The organism is Janthinobacterium sp. EB271-G4-7A (assembly GCF_020858075.1).
Lineage (GTDB): Bacteria > Pseudomonadota > Gammaproteobacteria > Burkholderiales > Burkholderiaceae_D > Janthinobacterium > Janthinobacterium lividum.
In genome coordinates this window covers 1,901,297-1,916,955 of record NZ_JACYMI010000001.1, presented here as the reverse complement: position 1 = coordinate 1,916,955, position 15,659 = coordinate 1,901,297, and the positions used below count along the sequence as shown (strand labels likewise).

The window sequence follows — 15,659 nt, the reverse complement described above, 5'->3', positions numbered from 1 at the left end:
TTCCTGCTGCAATCATCTTATGCTGCAGTACAACAACTATAGACTTGATCTACAATCTGATAAAGAGTGCAATGACGAATTGATTGTTCAAAATTCTGAATAATCATGCATAAAGTGATAGGAATTCAAGTGAACAAGCTGCAAGCCATGGAAGTTTTCATCCAAGTCGTCGATGCGGGCGGCTTTACGCGCGCGGCGGAAAACATGCAGCTGCCGAAAGCCACCGTGTCGACCCTGATCCAGTCGCTGGAAGCAAGCCTGTCGGTTAAGTTGCTCAACCGCACTACGCGCCATGTCAGCATCACGTCCGACGGCGCCGCCTATTACGAACGCTGCGTGCGCATCCTGTCGGACGTGCGCGAGGCCGAGGAATCGCTGTCGCGCACGCGCCTGAGTCCCAGCGGACGCCTGCGCGTGGATGCGCCCACGGCCCTGGCCAGCGAACTGATCATTCCCGCCCTGCCCGATTTCTTTGCCCGCTACCCGGACATCTCGCTGGAACTCGGTTGCAGCGACCGTCCCGTCGACCTGATCGAGGAAGGCGTCGATTGCGCCGTGCGCGGCGGCGAATTGGGCGACCTGAACCTGATCGCGCGCCGGGTCGGCGTGCTGCACTTCATGACCTGCGCCTCGCCCGGCTACCTGGCGCAGCACGGCACGCCGCTGCATCCTGACGACCTGCCCCGCCACCGGGGCGTAAATTTTTTCTCCGCCAAGACGGGCAAAACGTTTGATTGGGATTTCACGCGCGCCGGCGAACGCATCCAGATCGCCATGCCCAGCCATATCGCGCTGAACGATTCGAACGCCTACACGGCCGCCGGCCTGGCGGGCCTGGGCATCGTGCAAATGACGCACTTCATGCTTGCGCCGCTGATAGAACAGGGCAAAATGGTGGAATTGCTCGGCGAATGGGAATCCGACCCGTTGCCCATCCACGTGATCTATCCGCCCAACCGCCATCTGTCCGCCAAGGTGCGCGTGTTTGTCGAATGGGTCGCCGACATGTTTACCAACCACCCGGCCACGCAGTTCAAGGGCAAGAGCAGTCCCGCGAGCGCGCGCGCCAACCTGACCGAGGTCCAGCCATGACAACAGCAAGCACATCGCCGCAGCCGCACCGCATCGTCTTTCTCGACCGCGACAGCCTGATCGCCAGCGTGCGCCCGCCCGCCTTTGCGCACGGCTGGGAAGAGTATCCGCACACCAAGGGCAGCGAACAGACGGTGTCCCGCCTGCAAGGCGCCAGCATCGCCATCACGAACAAGGTGCCGCTGCGCGCGGCCGAGCTGGCGCAGCTGCCGGACCTGAAGATGATCGCCGTGGCCGCCACCGGCACGGACATCCTCGACCTGGCCGCCTGCCGCGAGCGGGGCATTATCGTGGCGAATATCCGCGACTATGCGCGCGCAACCGTGCCCGAGCATACCCTGGCCCTGATGCTGGCCCTGCGCCGCCAGTTGTTTGCCTACCGCGCCGATGTGGAAGCGGGCCTGTGGCAGGCATCGGACCGCTTCTGCCTGTTCGGCCACCCGATCCGCGACCTGGCCGGCAGCCGCCTGGGTTTGCTCGGTTATGGCGCGCTGGGCAAGTCCGTGGCGCAGCTGGGACGCGCCTTCGGCATGCAGGTGCAGGTACACAACCGCTCCCCTATCGATGAGGACGGCGTGACGCAAGTGACGTTCGACGAATTGCTGGCTACTTCCGACGTGCTGAGTCTGCACCTGCCGTTGACGGACAAGACGCGCAACATCATCGGTGCGGCAGAGCTGGCGCGCATGCAGCCCACATCCCTCCTGATCAACACGGCGCGGGGCGGCCTCGTCGACGAGGCGGCACTGGCCGAAGCGTTGACCCGTGGCGTGATCGCCGGCGCCGGTTTCGACGTGTTATCCAAGGAGCCGCCGCTGCCCGACAACCCGCTGCTCAATTTGCGCCTGCCCAACTTCATCCTCACGCCGCACACGGCCTGGGCCAGTGGGGAAGCCATGCAGAAGCTGGCCGACATATTGATCGGCAACGTGGAAGCGTTCGAGCGCGGCGCGCCCACGAACGTGGTGGCATGAGCGTATTGCACGAACTCGATGAGCTGCTGGTCCTGGACAGCGGCGAGTATGACCGCCTCGACCTGTTTCAGGAGGCGGCTGAGCTGATCGGGCAACTGCAGCCCGCCGACGTGCCTGCACTGCTAGCCTTGTGGCAGCAACGCAGCCTTTGCTGGCAGCAGCGCTACACGCAAGCGAGCACCAGCATCGACGCCGCCGTGCTGCGCGCCCTGCTGGCAGGTTTGCTGCAGATCAAGGAAACCACCCACGGCGTGTTCGAGCTGATGGCGCGCCTGCGGCCCGTGGCCGACGCCTCTGCGCTCAGCGAAGCCTTGCTCGATTACGCCGAGCAAGCCTGGCATGCGCATGGGCCGGCCCGGCACCGGCAAATCCAGATGAGCTGCTGGAGCTGCGGGCTGTCGGGCCGGCTGCTGAAGCGGCTGGGACTGGCATCGTGGAAAGAAGCGGGCTTGTAGGAACTACGGCGCGGCAGGCCGCTCAAAACTGAAACCCGGCGCATACGCGTGATAACCGTCGAAATCGCCCTTGCCGATGGCCGCGCCGCCGCTGCGCGCGATCGCATACGCCATGCTGAAGTGAAAATAGAAATTCGGCAGGATGTACAAATTCAAATATTCGTCGGCGGGCAAGGCGATGTCGGCAAAGCCGGCGCGGTCGCGGCAGATGCGCCCCGGCGGCCCGTCAAAGCGTTCCGGGGGGATGGCCTTGAGGTAGCGCATGGTGTGCGCGATCTGCTCCTGCAGACTGGCGGCGGCGCTGAAATCGGCCACTTCCAGCCCCGCCAGCGGACAGCAGCCGCGCAGGGAAAAGCTCACGGCCGCGCGCACTTGCTGGGCGAATGGCAGCATGTCCGGGTGCAGGCGCGCCGCCAGCATGTGCGGCGCGGTGCCGGTCTTGTCGAGCATGGCGGAAAGCTGCGCCAGCGAGCGGCAAAAGATGGTGGCGGGATTGATGTGCATCGCGTCCGTCATGACAAGCCTTCCTGCGCGGCGACCTTCTTCAGCACGCGGATCAGCCGGCGTTCATGGCGGCCCACGGCATCCCAGTGCCAGGCATCGGTCGGACCGAATTCCGGGTAATGCGGCTGCCATTTTTCCGCGCGCTTCTGCGAATTGGCGCCCACATGCGACGCCAGTCCCTTGCCGCTGGACAAGCGCAGGTACACGCGGATGAGGCCCCAGCCTTCGCAAACGTAGCGGTAGGTGAGGCCATCGCACTTGGCCGGGTCGAGCGCGATACGGCGCGGGGCAAACTGCCCGCCCATGTCCGGGTAATGCACGGCCAGGAACACCTCGCTGGCGCCTTCGGCCTCCAGCCTGGCCGCATACGCGCACAGCTCGGCCGGCGAGTGAAAGTGCAGCGTTTCCTGTTCCGCCTCCGAATACGCCTGCGCCACGGCCGCGCCGGGCTTGGCGAAGATCGCCTCGGCCATGGCCGCGATACCTGCTTCTGACATTGCCACCATGCTCCCCTCAAGTTGCCGCATAGCACTGCAGCGATGGCCGCCATCCTAGCATGGCGTCAGCGGTGATGGCGGCTGAAAAAGTCCCACATGACTTCATTCGCATCGATGGCGCGCGTGGTCTTGCCGATGGGCAGGCCGATATTGAAGGCATCGGCACCCGGCCAGGTGTGGCCGCCGTCCTTGATAGTGAGCAAGGCCACCTGCTGCGCGCCATTGCCCTGCACCACATGCGTCACTTGCGTATCGTCACCTGCCACGGTGGGTAGCAGGCGCGCTGGTGGCGCGGCGCCTACGATGCCGTTATGCCTGCGCCAGTAATCGAACGTGCCTGCTGCCGACAGGTAGCTGGCAGCCTTGCCTTCATGCAGCACGACCTTGTCGGCCGTCCCCTGTATCAACAGCATGCCGACCCTGTCCATCTTTTTATGATGCTGCAGCACCGGTTCCGGCATCGGCGCCCCCACCGAGGCGACGGCGGCGAACTGCTGCGGCAGCTCGGCCGCCAGGCGCAGGGCAAAGAATCCGCCACGCGACAAGCCCGTGGCATACACGCGCTTCTCATCGATGCGGTGAGTCTGCTTGAGCTTGGCCAGCATGGCTTGCGTAAAGCCGATATCATCCGTGCCCGCCAGGTAATCCATGCCGAAGCCCACGTTCCAGTCTTGCTTGATACCTTGCGGGTACACAACGATGAACTGGTGCCGTTCGGCCGTCTTGTTCATCTGCGTGTACAGCATCTGCTCGGCCATGCTCATGCCGCCGCCATGGAAATTGAAGACGACGGGAAAGGCTTGCTGCGGCGCACTGTCGTAGGCGGCGGGCGTATAGACGATGTAGCGGCGCTTGTCTTCCTTGTGCTGCAGCGATTGCACCTGCGCCAGCACTGGCGTACACAGACAGGACAGGATGAACAGGCTGATGGTGATTTTCATGGGCTTCCCTTCAAGTAAAAGAGCAGCCAGCATAAGCAAGGCGAGGTGAAATCGCGGTGAAATCCGGCGACTTCTTTTATGGCGCCTGGACGGGAAGGATGGCGACACGGTACTGCGTCGCGCCGGGGTGGAAAACAATGTCCCATTGCATGGCTTTTGCCAGGCGCAGCAGCAGGTTCTGGCCATGCGCGAAACCGTGGATGCGCCGTGGATGCCCCGCCTGCACGGTATTGACGATGTTCAGGCGGCCTTGCGCAAACATAATGCTGATGCGGCAGTCGGGGCCGCCATGGAACAGGGCATTCACCAGGCAATTATTAATGAGCAACATGAGCAGTTGCGGGTTGCCAAGCACCTCCAGCCGCTCGGGCAAGTCCAGGGTCAGCAGGCTGGCATCCCAGCGATGTTCGTCGAGCAGGCGCAGCAGGCATTGCTCGATGCAGGCGCGCAACTCCACCACTACGCCCGATAGCTGTTCGGCCCGCGCCAGCGCGAACAGCACGTCGATGGTGGCGCGCATCTCGTCCATGGATTGCTGCAGCTGCGCCTGCTCCTGCCCTCCCAGGGGCTGCGCATTCGCCAGCGCCAGGGTGTTATGCATCAGGGTGAGCGGCGTGCGCAATTCATGGCTGACGTCGCGGGTGAATGCCTGTTCGCGCCGCAAGAGCACCTGCAGTTCGGTAAAGGTGGCTTCCAGGCGGCGCGCCAGGAAACCGATCTCGTCGGGGCGGTCGCGCTCGCTGAAATGGACGGCGCTGCCGGGCGCCAGCTGGCGCGCTTCCTGGGCCAGACGCTGCAATGGCAGCACGAGACGCCGCGCCAGCCAGTATGCCAGCAGCAAGGCCAGGGCGATCAGCGCCAGCGCCACGCCAGCGACGACACCACCCACTTCCCGCGCCAGGCGCGACACCACCAGCACGGGTGCCACGTCGGCCAGCAGATAGCAGCGGGCCGGCTTGCCGCCGGCAAGGACATCGAGCGCCAGCACATGATAATGCTGGCCCGTCGTGGTAAACACTTCCCCGCGCGGGGCAGACGGCGGTACTTGCGCGCGCACCGCTTGCGGCAAGTCAAGGTAGCTGCCATAAACCGTGATCAGGTCGCTGCCGGAAGGCGTAAGCTTGCCGTGCTGCTGCCAGCGCATGCTGACGGCCGCCGCTTCGCGCTCGAGCAGGCGCTGCACCAGCATATCTTCCGTCACATACGCGATCACCAGCGCCAGGCCCGTGTAGCACAGGCACAGCAGGACGGCGAAGCCGGCCAGGGCGGCGAACAGGCGCTGCCGGATCGACTTGCTCATGCAGACGCCGCAGCATCGAAGGCCAGGCGGTAGCCCAGCTGCGGTATGGTCACGAGCATGCCCGCCGCACCCGCCCCTCCAAGCAACTCCAGCTGCTTGCGCAGCACATAGATATGCGATTTGAGGGCGTCGCTGTCGGGCGGCTGGCTGCCCCACAGTTGCTGCAGCAAGGCCGAGCGCGAGACGGCATGCGGATGTTCGCGGCACAGCAGCAGCAATATCTTGAAACCCGTCTGCGTCAGCGGCAGGGGTGCGTCGCCATACAGGGCGCGCCCTGCGCGCGTCTGCAAGGTGAATGGCCCCACGCGTATTTCCTGATGCATGTGCAACTGCTGCCGGCGCGCCAGCGCTTCGCAGCGCAAAGCCACCTCGCGCAGGTCGAAGGGCTTGGTCAGGTAATCGTCGGCGCCGTCGCGAAAACCGCGCGCCTTGTCTTCATACGCGTCGCGCGCCGTCAGCATCAAAATCGGCACATTGCTGGGAGCGGCTGCCTTGATGGCGCGGCACACTTGCAAGCCATCCATGTCGGGCAAGTTCAGGTCCAGCAGCACCACGTCATAGCTGTTGCACGTGGCCAATTGCACCGCCAGCGCGCCCGTGCCCGCATGGTCCGTCTGCCAGCGCAAGCCGTCGAGGAAGTCGAGCACCTGGCGCGCGATGGCCAGGTGATCTTCCACCAGCAGGATACTCAAGGGTAGCTTGTTCATCGCACGCCGGCAATGCGCGCATACAGCCAGAAATTGCCGGATCTTCCGCGAACTTGCCGGTAACAGCGCAGATAGCCCTCCCGCTCGAAAGCGCAGCGTTCGAGCACGCGGACCGAACGTTCATTGCTTTCCAGCACAGTGGCCTGGATGCGCAGAAAGCCAAGGCGCTGGAAGCCCCAGTCCACGACCGACGCGGCGATGGACGTGGCCACGCCCTGCCCCCATACAGCTGGGGCCAGGTCGTAGGCGATCTCCGCCGTGCGATGCTGCGGAGAAATGGCGTTGAAGCCAATCGTGCCCACCAGCTGGCCCCCCTCGCGCAGCACGACAGCCAGCCGTATGGACGAAGACGCCTCTGCCGATGCGTAGTCATCGAAATTGGCCTGCAGATCGTCGACGCAATGCAAGTTCCAGCTCGTGTGCTCCACGACGGCAGGGTCGGCCAGATAGGCATACCAGGCCGGCGCGTCGCTACGTTCCAGCTGGCGCAAAGTCACCAGCGGATGCTCTGAAGCGGGTAAATCAGCAGCTTTCATCGGCTTGCATCCTTTTTAGTCAAGCGGGCAATCGGCGGCCAGCCAGGATGCGAAATCATCGGCGGCCAGCTCGAAATCATCGCGCTGCATCGAGCCATGCCCCACCAGGTAGACGGCGCGCTCAGCGCCATCGAGCGCCAGCATGACGGCGCGTCCGCCGCTGTCGTCGCCGATGGTCATGTAGCCAGGACAGGATTGCTGCGTGTCATAGGTCTCGTTACGCTCCCGCAAGCTCTCTGCGCCGTACAGCAATACCTGTTCGCCGCGCATGTCTTCGTGCCAGTCCTTGAGAAAAGCCAAATAGTACGCTGGCAATGTGTGGCCCAACGCTTGCTGGAAGACTTCGATTTCTTGCATCGTCTTACTCATAACTCCTGATCCTGTCTGTGCCTCAGCGGCACTTGCATTGTGTCGGCCCCTTATCTCTCATTCCCGCCGTTTGGTGCGCGCTATGGAGATACTCCAGATAGCCGACCTGGTTCTCCTTCGCGCACGTGGCGGTGCACATCTCCTGCTCCGAGGGGAAAAAGCGCGACAGGTAAGCGGCCAGCACATACACGCTGATCGTCGCAATGATGGCCAGCGCCACGATCGCAGGGGACGACCAGCGCGCAGTCCTGTGCTCTCGCATGTTTATTCTTCCAGCAGGCGCCGCGCTTCCCACTCGCGGCGCAGCAAGCCGTACAGGGCCGAATCGCTGACCTGGCCGGCCACGATCCAGCGTTCGGGCAGAAACCCTTCCTTGTTGAAACCCTGGCGTTCCAGGGCGCTGGCCGAACCGGCGTTGAGCGGGTCGATGTCGGCTTCCAGGCGGTTCAGGTCGCGCTCGACAAACGCATACTCGATCAGCGCCGACAGCGCTTCCTGCATATAGCCACGGCCCCAGTACGGGCGTCCCAGCGCGTAGCCGATCTCGGCGCGGCGGTTCTGGCGGTGCTCGGAAAACAGGCTGCAGCTGCCCAGGTATTCGCCCGTCGCCTTCAGCTCGACGGCGAAGCGGAAGAATTCCTCTTTCTCGAAAGCGGCGATGTCCTCGGCAATCTGGCGCGCGGCGCGGCCGGCATCGTCCCAGGGCGGTTCGCTGAAATAGCGCATCACTTCGGGGTCGGAATGCATGGCGAATTGCGCCGCCTCATCCGATGCTTGCGGCTTGCGCAGGATCAATCGTTCAGTGGTGATGGTCTTGCTGTAGGTCATGGCTCTCCAGTCTGGCGGCAAACGGACGAATGCTTATTATTCCATGCAACTATAACGATGTGGCAATTTTGTACGCCTGCTTTTAATGTAGTATGGCAATATTTTCACCATATCATTGATGCAACTTCATGATTCGCCTATGGATGCAGTAAAGGATGCAACAAACAAGGACGCGGCGGGCACCCTCGCGGCGCAGCCCGAGGTCTTGAGCAAGCACAAGCGGCCAGTGATCGTCTGGGCCAGCATCGCCTTCTTCTGCATGTGCGCCATGCTGCTTGGCATGACCATCTGGATCGTCTGGTCTTCGCGCGAAGTCCGCCTGCGCGAGAGCAGCGCGGCGACGGAGAACATGGCGCGCGCCCTTGCAACGCAAGCCTACATGGAACTGGAAGTCGCCGATGTCATGCTGGAAGATATCGTCGAACACATCCGCAACGAAGGCAATAATGACGCCACCGGCGAGCGCTTGCAATCGCATCTGCAGCAGCTGTCGAGGAATATCGTGGAAATTGCCGGCGTCTTCATTTTTGACAGCCAGGGGGACTGGCTGGCCACCTCGTCCGGCGCCATGCAGGACGGCAACAACGCCGACCGCGATTATTTCACCTATCACAAGACGCATGCGCAGCTGAGCAGCCGCATCAGTGCGCCCGTGCGCAGCAAATCCAGCGGGCAATGGATCTTGCCCGTGTCGCGCCGGGTGGAATTGGCGGACGGTTCCTTTGCCGGCGTGGTGCTGGTCACCCTGGGGCTCGCCTCCTTCGAACGCATCTACGATAGCCTCAACCTTGGCAACACGGGTACGGCATTCTTTGCCCTCGATGACGGTACGCTGATTTACCGGCGGCCGTTCCAGCCCAATATCATCGGCATGGATATTTCGTCGGGCGCACTCTTGCGCGCCTACCGCGAAAAAGGGCCGGTGGGCACGGCAATGATGACGGCGAAGGTAGACGAAATCGAACGGCTGTACAGCTATCGCCACCTGGAACGCTTTCCCGTCATCGTGGCGGCGGGCTTGTCGAAGGAAGACATCTTCGCCGAGTGGCAAAGGCTGAGCATGCAAATCGTGCTGGCGTCGCTGGCGGCGGGGGCGGCGCTGATCTACCTGTTCCGCAGGCTGATGCGGCAGATTGCCGTACGCGACCGCATCGAAGCCAGCCTGCGCCTGGCCACGGCGGAGCTGCGGCACGCGAATGCGGATCTGGCGGCGCGGGCGTCGCAAGACGGCTTGACGGGACTGGCCAACCGCCGCTGTTTCGACGAGACCCTGGCTCAGGAATTGAAGCGCGCCCAGCGTAGCGGCCATGAAGTGTCGCTGATCATGCTCGACGTGGATTTTTTCAAGAAATTCAACGACCAGTATGGCCACGTGGCCGGCGACGGGTGCCTGCAGGCAGTTGCCGGCGCCGTGGCCCGCAGCGTCGGCCGGATCGAAGACCTGGCGGCACGCTATGGCGGCGAAGAGTTCGCCGTGATCATGCCTGGCACCAACGCCGCGGGCGCGCTGGAAGTCGCGGAAGCCATCCGCTCGGCCGTGGAAGCCTTGCAGATTGCCCATGCGGCCAGCGCAAATGGTGTCGTGACGGTCAGCCTGGGCGCGGCCACGCTGCAGCCCGGCCAGCAGCGATGCACAGAGAGCAGCGAACTGATACGCCAGGCCGACGCCTTGCTGTACCAGTCGAAAAACACGGGCCGCAACCGCGTCAGCGGCGGCGGGCCGGCAGCATGAGGCCGCCCATGTCCAGGAAAAGAATCGCCCTCAGCATGCCGCTCGCCCTCATCGCACTGGCCATCTGGCTGGGCTTGAGCCTGGGCGGCCGCTGGCTGGAAGCGGCCGGCTACGCCTTGCCGGGCGCCACCGTCACCGGCCGCATCGGCCTGTCGTGGGCGCTGGCCGCCCTGTTCGCGCTGGCGCTGCTGCTGGCCTCAAGCCGGCGCCGCGCGGCGGGCCTGTGCGCGCCGCAGCCATGGAAAACGCTGTGGCTCGTCTGGCCGCCCCTGCTGTATGCGCTGCTGATGCTGTTGCTGGCCTGGGCCGGCGGCTGGCCGCAGCCGCGCGTGCTGCTGATTGTCGCTTGCAATGCGGCGCTGGTGGCCGTCTCGGAAGAGCTGATGTTCCGCGCCATCTTGCTGCAAGGCATGCTGGAGCGCTACGCCGTCTGGCCGGCCGTCCTGATGTCCTCGGCGCTGTTCGGCCTGGCCCACACGGCCAACGGCCTGGCCACGGGCGACGTCAGCGGCGCCCTGTGGCAAGCCGTGGCCGCCACCCTGCAGGGCGTCGGCTACGCGGCCATCCGCCTGCGCACCCGCTCCATCTGGCCCATGGTGCTCGTGCATGGCTTGTGGGATTACGCGCTGGTGACGGCCACCTTACCCAACCCGGCCGAAGACGGCGCATCGATCCTGCCATATATCGCCCTGCTGGCCGTGCTGCCCTTGTGCCTGTACGGCGTCTACCTGCTGCGTCCCAGCCAGCGCGCCACCATGTCGCAACTGCAACTATAATATTGCAACAAGATTTACCATCCCTATGTTGAGGAGTGTGCATGGCGTTTTTTTCCCGTGATTACGAAGTATTCCTGCTGCTGGCCGCGCCCGATGCGCCGCCGCTGTGGGATGCGGCGCAATGGATGCCGTTTGCCGCCAGCCTCGATGGGCTCATGGCGCAGGCAAGCGCGAGGGGCAAGCCCGGCGTGCGCAGCCATCAATACAATCCCAAGGGCAAGTCGATTCCCTATGGCCGCCTGGGCTGGGACGACAAATCGCACGCCAAGTGGATGCATACGCCGGAAACACGCGACGCCCGCTTCATGAGCCTGGAAGCGTGGGCGCCCACCTGGACCGTCTGCGAAAAGGACGACCAGGCGCCCGATGTGTTCCTCGCCCTGGCCAATGAATCGCTGCTGGGACGAGCAGGCAAGCCCTTGCAATTTGGCCAGCGCCTGGTGTGCGCCATCGCCACGGACATGGGGCCGGAAGCGAGCACCACCTTGCGGCACTCCTTGACGCAGCTGGCGGCGCAGCAAGACGCCGTCCTCTTCGCCTGCACGCAACGCCAGTGGGGCCGCGCCGCGTACGGCGGTTTCACGGGCGCCATCCAGGATATGCTGATCGGCGGCCTGTTCCAGCCCGACGACCCGCATGCGCGGCCGCTCGATGCGGCCACGTTCCGCGAGCCATGGACGCGCATCGGCAATTGACAGCGCCAGCCATTCCATGGCATCGTTCAGTCATGCAATCGCCATTCCCGCCCCTGCCATCGATTATTGCCGCCATTCGACCGATGGTGGCTTAGCAGGACAGTGATTGCCAAAGCCGCCTGAGAGGCGGCTTTGATTTGCAGTAATAGATCAAGACGTCTCGCAGGCATTATTTCTTTTTAGCGAGCGACCATGTCCCCTACCTCCAGCACTACCGCTGCCCCCACTCTGCACCTCGTGTGCGGCAAAATTGCCTCGGGCAAATCCACCCTGACCGCCCGGCTGGCCAGCGCGCCACACACCGTGCGCATCAGCGAAGACAGCTTGCTGGCGCAGCTGTATCCAGGCCAGATCGCCAGCCTGGCCGACTACGCGGCCTGCGCTGCGCTGCTGCGCGCGGCCATCGCCCCTTTGGCCCTGCAGATGCTGCAGGCGGGCGTGTCCGTCGTGCTCGATTTCCCCGCGAATACGCCCGCCAGCCGTGCCTGGATGCGCGACCTGTTCCAGCAGGCAGGCACGCCGCACGTGCTGCATTACCTGGACGTGCCGGACGAGGAATGCAAGGCGCGCTTGCGCCAGCGCAATGCCAGCGGGCTGCACCCGTTCTCCACCAGCGACGCGCAATTTGATGACATCACGCGCCACTTCGTGCCGCCCCAAGCGTCGGAAGGCTTTGATATTGTGCGGATTGCCGCTTAAAACGTGCCCGGCAGCAGGATCTTCTTGTCCACGTGCTGCAGGTCGCGCAAGCCGCAAAAGGCCATCGTCAAATCGAGTTCGTTGCGGATGATGTCCAGGCATTTGGTGACGCCCGGGCCGCCCATGGCGCCCAGGCCATACAGGAAGGGGCGGCCGATGTACACGCCTTTCGCGCCCAGGGCCACGGCCTTGAGCACGTCCTGGCCCGAGCGGATGCCGCCGTCCATGTGCACTTCGATCCGGCTGCCGACGGCGTCGACGATGGCGGGCAAGGCTTCGATCGACGATTGCGCGCCATCGAGCTGGCGCCCGCCGTGGTTCGAGACGATCAGCGCATCGGCGCCGCTTGCCACGGCCAGGCGCGCGTCTTCCGGGTCCATGATGCCCTTGATGATCAATTTCCCGCCCCAGCGCTGCTTGATCCATTCCACGTCCGCCCACGACAGGCTCAGGTCGAACTGCTGCTGCGTCCAGGCCGACAGGGACGACATGTCCGACACGGATGTGGCATGGCCGACGATGTTGCCGAAGCCGCGCCGCTTCGTGCCCAGCATGCCCGCCACCCAGCGCGGCTTGGTGGCCATGTTGATGATGTTGGGAATCGTCAATTTCGGTGGCGCCGACAGGCCGTTGCGCAAGTCCTTGTGGCGCTGCCCCAGCACCTGCAAGTCCAGGGTCAGCACCAGCGCGCCGCATTTGGCCGCCTTGGCGCGGTCGATCAGGCGGTTGATGAATTCGCGGTCCTTCATCACATACAGCTGGAACCAGAACGGTTTCGTCGTGTTCGCCGCCACGTCTTCGATCGAGCAGATGCTCATGGTCGACAGCGTGAACGGCACGCCGAAACGCTCGGCCGCCTGGGCCGCGAGGATTTCGCCATCCGCATGCTGCATGCCCGTCAAGCCCGTGGGCGACAGGGCCACCGGCATCGATACGTGCTGCCCCACCATGGTCGAAGCCAGGCTGCGGTTTTCCAGGTTGACGGCCACGCGCTGGCGGAATTTGATCTTCGCGAAATCGCTGTTGTTGGCGCGGTACGTCGATTCCGTCCAGGAGCCGGAATCGGCGTAGTCGTAAAACATGCGCGGCACCCGTTTCTGGGCCAGCACGCGCAAGTCTTCGATGCAGGTGATGATACTCATGCGTTTCCTCGGTCGATGGCAAGTCGAACCATGATCGTGCATTTGCCTGCAATTGTCTATCCGGCAGGCAATGCCATCGGAACCCGCGCCACACTTACCAGTCGCGCGCGCCGAGGATCTGCTCGCCCAGCGCCGTCAACCGCGCCTGCGGGTAGCGCAGCTTTTCCTTTTCTTCGGGGTCGCCGGGAAACGCATAGCCCTGCGGCGCGCTGCGCTCGCGCCAGCTTTGCACGCGCCAGTCGCGCAAGGCTTGATTGTCTTCCTGCGCTGGCGTGAAGGAAATGTATTGCGCCAGGCGCACCTGGTCCGCCGACGTGTTCGGGCGGATGCCGTGCGCCAGCAGGCTGTTGAAGATCAACAACTCCCCTTTCTTCATGGCGATGAATTCCATCGGGTACGGCACCGTCGCCAGGTCTGGCTGCCACGGGTTGCGATCGAGCGGCACCGTCTTGCGCCACGCCAGCAAGTTGTTGAACAATTCTGGGTAACACTGGAAACCGCCGCTCTCGGGCGAGGTGTCGGACAGGGCCAGCACGCCTTGCACGTTGACGGGCAGCGGGTCGAGCGTGGTGTCGGCATCCCAGTGGATGAAGCCGCCAAACTTGCGCTTGCCGTTGTTCGGCGTGTTCAGGTTGGCGCGGTCGATGGTCACCCACAAATCCTGACGGTCCCAGATGTCGACAAAGGCGTCGTACACGCGCTGGGTCTGGCGGTTATCCCACAGGGTCTGGTTGTGGTAAGCCTCGACCATGCCGGAACCGTTGAGCTCTTTCATGGCGTGGTCGCGCAACTGGTCCCGGTTCCAAGTGGCGGGGTCATGCTGGTCCAGTCCCTGGAATTCCCACAGGAAATCGGTTGTGCGGCGCACCTGTTCCGGCGGCACGGCATCCTTGACGATGACGTAACCGTAGGTTTGCCAGTGCAAAAAGTCGCTGTCGGACAGCACGCGCAGGGGCAGCTGTTTCCGGATGTCGCGCAACTGGGTTTGTTCCGTGTAGGCCACGGACGGGTTGCCGGGACGGTCTTCGCCATATTGATATCGGTCTTCTTGCATCGCTGTCTCCTGTGTTGGTGTGAGACAGATTGTGCTTCGGCAGTGCCGTGTAAAATGGGTGCGCAGCAACCAATACTGATACTATCCTGACTATCCACTACCTCAAAACGTCACGATGACGCCTTTATTCGAACAAGTCACGATCCCGACGGGCCACTCCTGGGGCTTGCTGTGGCGCGAACTCGATGCCATTCCCTTTATCTGGCACTACCACCCGCAGTTCGAGTTGACCTTGACGGTCAATGCGCGGGGGCAACGCTACATCGGCGACCACCTGGGCGATTTCGAGCCGGGTGACCTGGTGCTGCTGGGGCCGAATTTGCCGCACACGTGGTCGGCCAGCGAGCGCATCGACGGCACGCAGCCCATGCTGGCCGTCGTCGTGTGGTTTTCCCTCGAATGGGTGGAGCAGCTGGCGGCCTGTTTTCCGGAATTGCACAGCGTCCGGCAACTGGCACGCCGCGCCGGCCCTGCCCTGCATTTTTCGCCGGCAACGAGCGCGCGCAGCGCATCCAGACTGCTGCAATTGAATGCGCTGCCCGTACCGCAGCGCTTGCCGCTGCTGCTCGACGTGCTGCTGGATCTGGCGGGCGATGGCAGTGCGCAGCCGCTGGCGTCAACAGCGCAGGCGCCGATGCCCGATGGGCAGCAAAAGCGCATGGCAATCGTGTTTGACTACATGCACGCGCATTTCCGGGAAGAGATTGCACTGGAAACGCTGGCGCAGCGGGCGGCCCTGTCGCTGGGCGCCTTTCACCGCTGTTTCAAGCGCCACGCGCATTGCACGCCGGGCGAATACCTGGCGCGGCTGCGTATCGGCCGCGCCTGCCAACAGCTGATCGAAAGCAATCTCGCCATCGCCGTCATCGCGCAAGAGGCTGGCTACCGCAACCTCGCGCATTTCAACCGCCAGTTCCGCGCCGCCAGGCAAGTCACGCCGCGCGCGTTTCGCCTGCAATACCGGCGTGGCGCCACTGGCGCAGCGTAAATCCATTCAGAAACGAAAAAGGGGATCAGATTTTACAATCTGACCCCCAATATTCTGGTGCGGCTGGCAGGAATTGAACCCACGACCCCTTGGTTCGTAGCCAAGTACTCTATCCAGCTGAGCTACAGCCGCCTAAGACAAGATTATAGCAGGGCTTTGCAGAATGGCAAAGGGCGCCGTGCGGATATTTCACAATTGCCCAGGCCGCCAACATGCACCCTGCCCGCGTCCCGTCAGGACGAAAAAAAACCCGGAAAGCGAACTTTCCGGGTTTTTTCACTACTGCAAATACTGGTGCGGCTGGCAGGAATTGAACCCACGACCCCTTGGTTCGTAGCCAAGTACTCTATCCAGCTGAGCTACAGCCGCT

General features: G+C 63.4%; 18 protein-coding genes and 2 tRNA genes. 8 read left to right on the top strand and 12 right to left on the bottom strand.

The features are described from left to right. Window positions 1-129 precede the first annotated feature (129 nt). Genes IGS58_RS08720 through IGS58_RS08710 form a run of 3 tightly spaced genes read left to right on the top strand, consistent with a single transcriptional unit; the run spans window position 130 to window position 2,521 of the window. On the top strand, window positions 130-1,092 hold the full coding sequence (locus tag IGS58_RS08720; RefSeq protein ID WP_230521115.1) for a LysR family transcriptional regulator: 963 nt from the start codon (window positions 130-132) through the stop codon (window positions 1,090-1,092). Continuing rightward, the gene (locus tag IGS58_RS08715) at window positions 1,089-2,066 is read left to right on the top strand and encodes a D-2-hydroxyacid dehydrogenase (protein WP_230521114.1); all 978 of its coding nucleotides are present in this window, start codon (window positions 1,089-1,091) and stop codon (window positions 2,064-2,066) included. The genes IGS58_RS08720 and IGS58_RS08715 overlap by 4 nt, the downstream gene beginning before the upstream one ends. Beyond that, window positions 2,063-2,521, top strand: coding sequence for a hypothetical protein (locus IGS58_RS08710; RefSeq protein WP_230521113.1), 459 nt, complete (start codon window positions 2,063-2,065; stop codon window positions 2,519-2,521). Before IGS58_RS08715 ends, IGS58_RS08710 begins: the two co-directional genes overlap by 4 nt. A gap of 3 nt (window positions 2,522-2,524) precedes the next feature. Here IGS58_RS08710 and IGS58_RS08705 read toward each other — a convergent pair whose 3' ends face one another. The 8 genes from IGS58_RS08705 to IGS58_RS08670 form a co-directional block, all read right to left on the bottom strand. After that, on the bottom strand, window positions 2,525-3,037 hold the full coding sequence (locus IGS58_RS08705; protein WP_230521112.1) for a DUF1993 family protein: 513 nt from the start codon (window positions 3,035-3,037) through the stop codon (window positions 2,525-2,527). Continuing rightward, the gene (locus tag IGS58_RS08700) at window positions 3,034-3,531 is read right to left on the bottom strand and encodes a hypothetical protein (RefSeq protein ID WP_230521111.1); all 498 of its coding nucleotides are present in this window, start codon (window positions 3,529-3,531) and stop codon (window positions 3,034-3,036) included. The genes IGS58_RS08705 and IGS58_RS08700 overlap by 4 nt, the downstream gene beginning before the upstream one ends. 56 nt (window positions 3,532-3,587) lie before the next feature. Then, entirely contained in the window at window positions 3,588-4,463 is an 876-nt protein-coding gene (locus tag IGS58_RS08695) for an alpha/beta hydrolase family esterase (protein WP_230521110.1), read from the bottom strand. Between the two features lie 76 nt (window positions 4,464-4,539). Continuing rightward, entirely contained in the window at window positions 4,540-5,763 is a 1,224-nt protein-coding gene (locus IGS58_RS08690) for a sensor histidine kinase (RefSeq protein ID WP_230521109.1), read from the bottom strand. Continuing rightward, window positions 5,760-6,470: a response regulator transcription factor gene (locus IGS58_RS08685; RefSeq protein ID WP_230521108.1), complete on the bottom strand. Its 711-nt coding sequence runs from the start codon at window positions 6,468-6,470 to the stop codon at window positions 5,760-5,762. The genes IGS58_RS08690 and IGS58_RS08685 overlap by 4 nt, the downstream gene beginning before the upstream one ends. After that, window positions 6,467-7,006 carry a GNAT family N-acetyltransferase gene (locus IGS58_RS08680; protein WP_230521107.1) on the bottom strand — a complete coding sequence of 180 codons (540 nt, stop codon included), beginning with the start codon at window positions 7,004-7,006 and terminating at the stop codon, window positions 6,467-6,469. Before IGS58_RS08680 ends, IGS58_RS08685 begins: the two co-directional genes overlap by 4 nt. A gap of 15 nt (window positions 7,007-7,021) precedes the next feature. Further along, a complete protein-coding gene (locus IGS58_RS08675) occupies window positions 7,022-7,375 on the bottom strand; it encodes an SMI1/KNR4 family protein (protein ID WP_230521106.1) in 354 nt (117 codons plus the stop codon). Between the two features lie 264 nt (window positions 7,376-7,639). Then, the gene (locus tag IGS58_RS08670; RefSeq protein ID WP_230521105.1) at window positions 7,640-8,203 is read right to left on the bottom strand and encodes a GNAT family N-acetyltransferase; all 564 of its coding nucleotides are present in this window, start codon (window positions 8,201-8,203) and stop codon (window positions 7,640-7,642) included. Between the two features lie 139 nt (window positions 8,204-8,342). Here IGS58_RS08670 and IGS58_RS08665 point away from each other — a divergent pair, with 139 nt between their 5' ends. From IGS58_RS08665 to IGS58_RS08650, 4 genes are all read left to right on the top strand, one after another. After that, a complete protein-coding gene (locus tag IGS58_RS08665; RefSeq protein ID WP_230521104.1) occupies window positions 8,343-9,935 on the top strand; it encodes a GGDEF domain-containing protein in 1,593 nt (530 codons plus the stop codon). 8 nt (window positions 9,936-9,943) lie between these two features. Next, a complete protein-coding gene (locus tag IGS58_RS08660; RefSeq protein ID WP_230521103.1) occupies window positions 9,944-10,711 on the top strand; it encodes a CPBP family intramembrane glutamic endopeptidase in 768 nt (255 codons plus the stop codon). 41 nt (window positions 10,712-10,752) lie between these two features. Further along, complete coding sequence (locus IGS58_RS08655; protein ID WP_230521102.1) at window positions 10,753-11,406, top strand: hypothetical protein; 654 nt, start codon at window positions 10,753-10,755, stop codon at window positions 11,404-11,406. Between the two features lie 192 nt (window positions 11,407-11,598). Next, a complete protein-coding gene (locus IGS58_RS08650) occupies window positions 11,599-12,105 on the top strand; it encodes an AAA family ATPase (protein WP_230521101.1) in 507 nt (168 codons plus the stop codon). Here the strand turns inward: IGS58_RS08650 and IGS58_RS08645 are convergent. Further along, on the bottom strand, window positions 12,102-13,247 hold the full coding sequence (locus IGS58_RS08645; RefSeq protein ID WP_230521100.1) for an alpha-hydroxy acid oxidase: 1,146 nt from the start codon (window positions 13,245-13,247) through the stop codon (window positions 12,102-12,104). The genes IGS58_RS08650 and IGS58_RS08645 overlap by 4 nt on opposite strands. A 94-nt stretch (window positions 13,248-13,341) precedes the next feature. Next, window positions 13,342-14,301, bottom strand: coding sequence for a phytanoyl-CoA dioxygenase family protein (locus tag IGS58_RS08640; protein WP_230521099.1), 960 nt, complete (start codon window positions 14,299-14,301; stop codon window positions 13,342-13,344). 115 nt (window positions 14,302-14,416) lie between these two features. Between IGS58_RS08640 and IGS58_RS08635 the strand changes: the two genes are divergently transcribed. After that, complete coding sequence (locus IGS58_RS08635) at window positions 14,417-15,289, top strand: helix-turn-helix domain-containing protein (RefSeq protein ID WP_230521098.1); 873 nt, start codon at window positions 14,417-14,419, stop codon at window positions 15,287-15,289. A 55-nt stretch (window positions 15,290-15,344) separates the two neighbouring features. On the opposite strand, the gene IGS58_RS08630 is transcribed toward IGS58_RS08635, so the two are convergent. Together IGS58_RS08630 and IGS58_RS08625 are read right to left on the bottom strand one after the other, a co-directional pair. After that, window positions 15,345-15,421 (bottom strand) — tRNA-Arg (locus IGS58_RS08630). A gap of 160 nt (window positions 15,422-15,581) precedes the next feature. Next, window positions 15,582-15,658: transfer RNA gene (locus IGS58_RS08625), tRNA-Arg, on the bottom strand. Between the last annotated feature and the right edge of the window lies 1 nt (window position 15,659).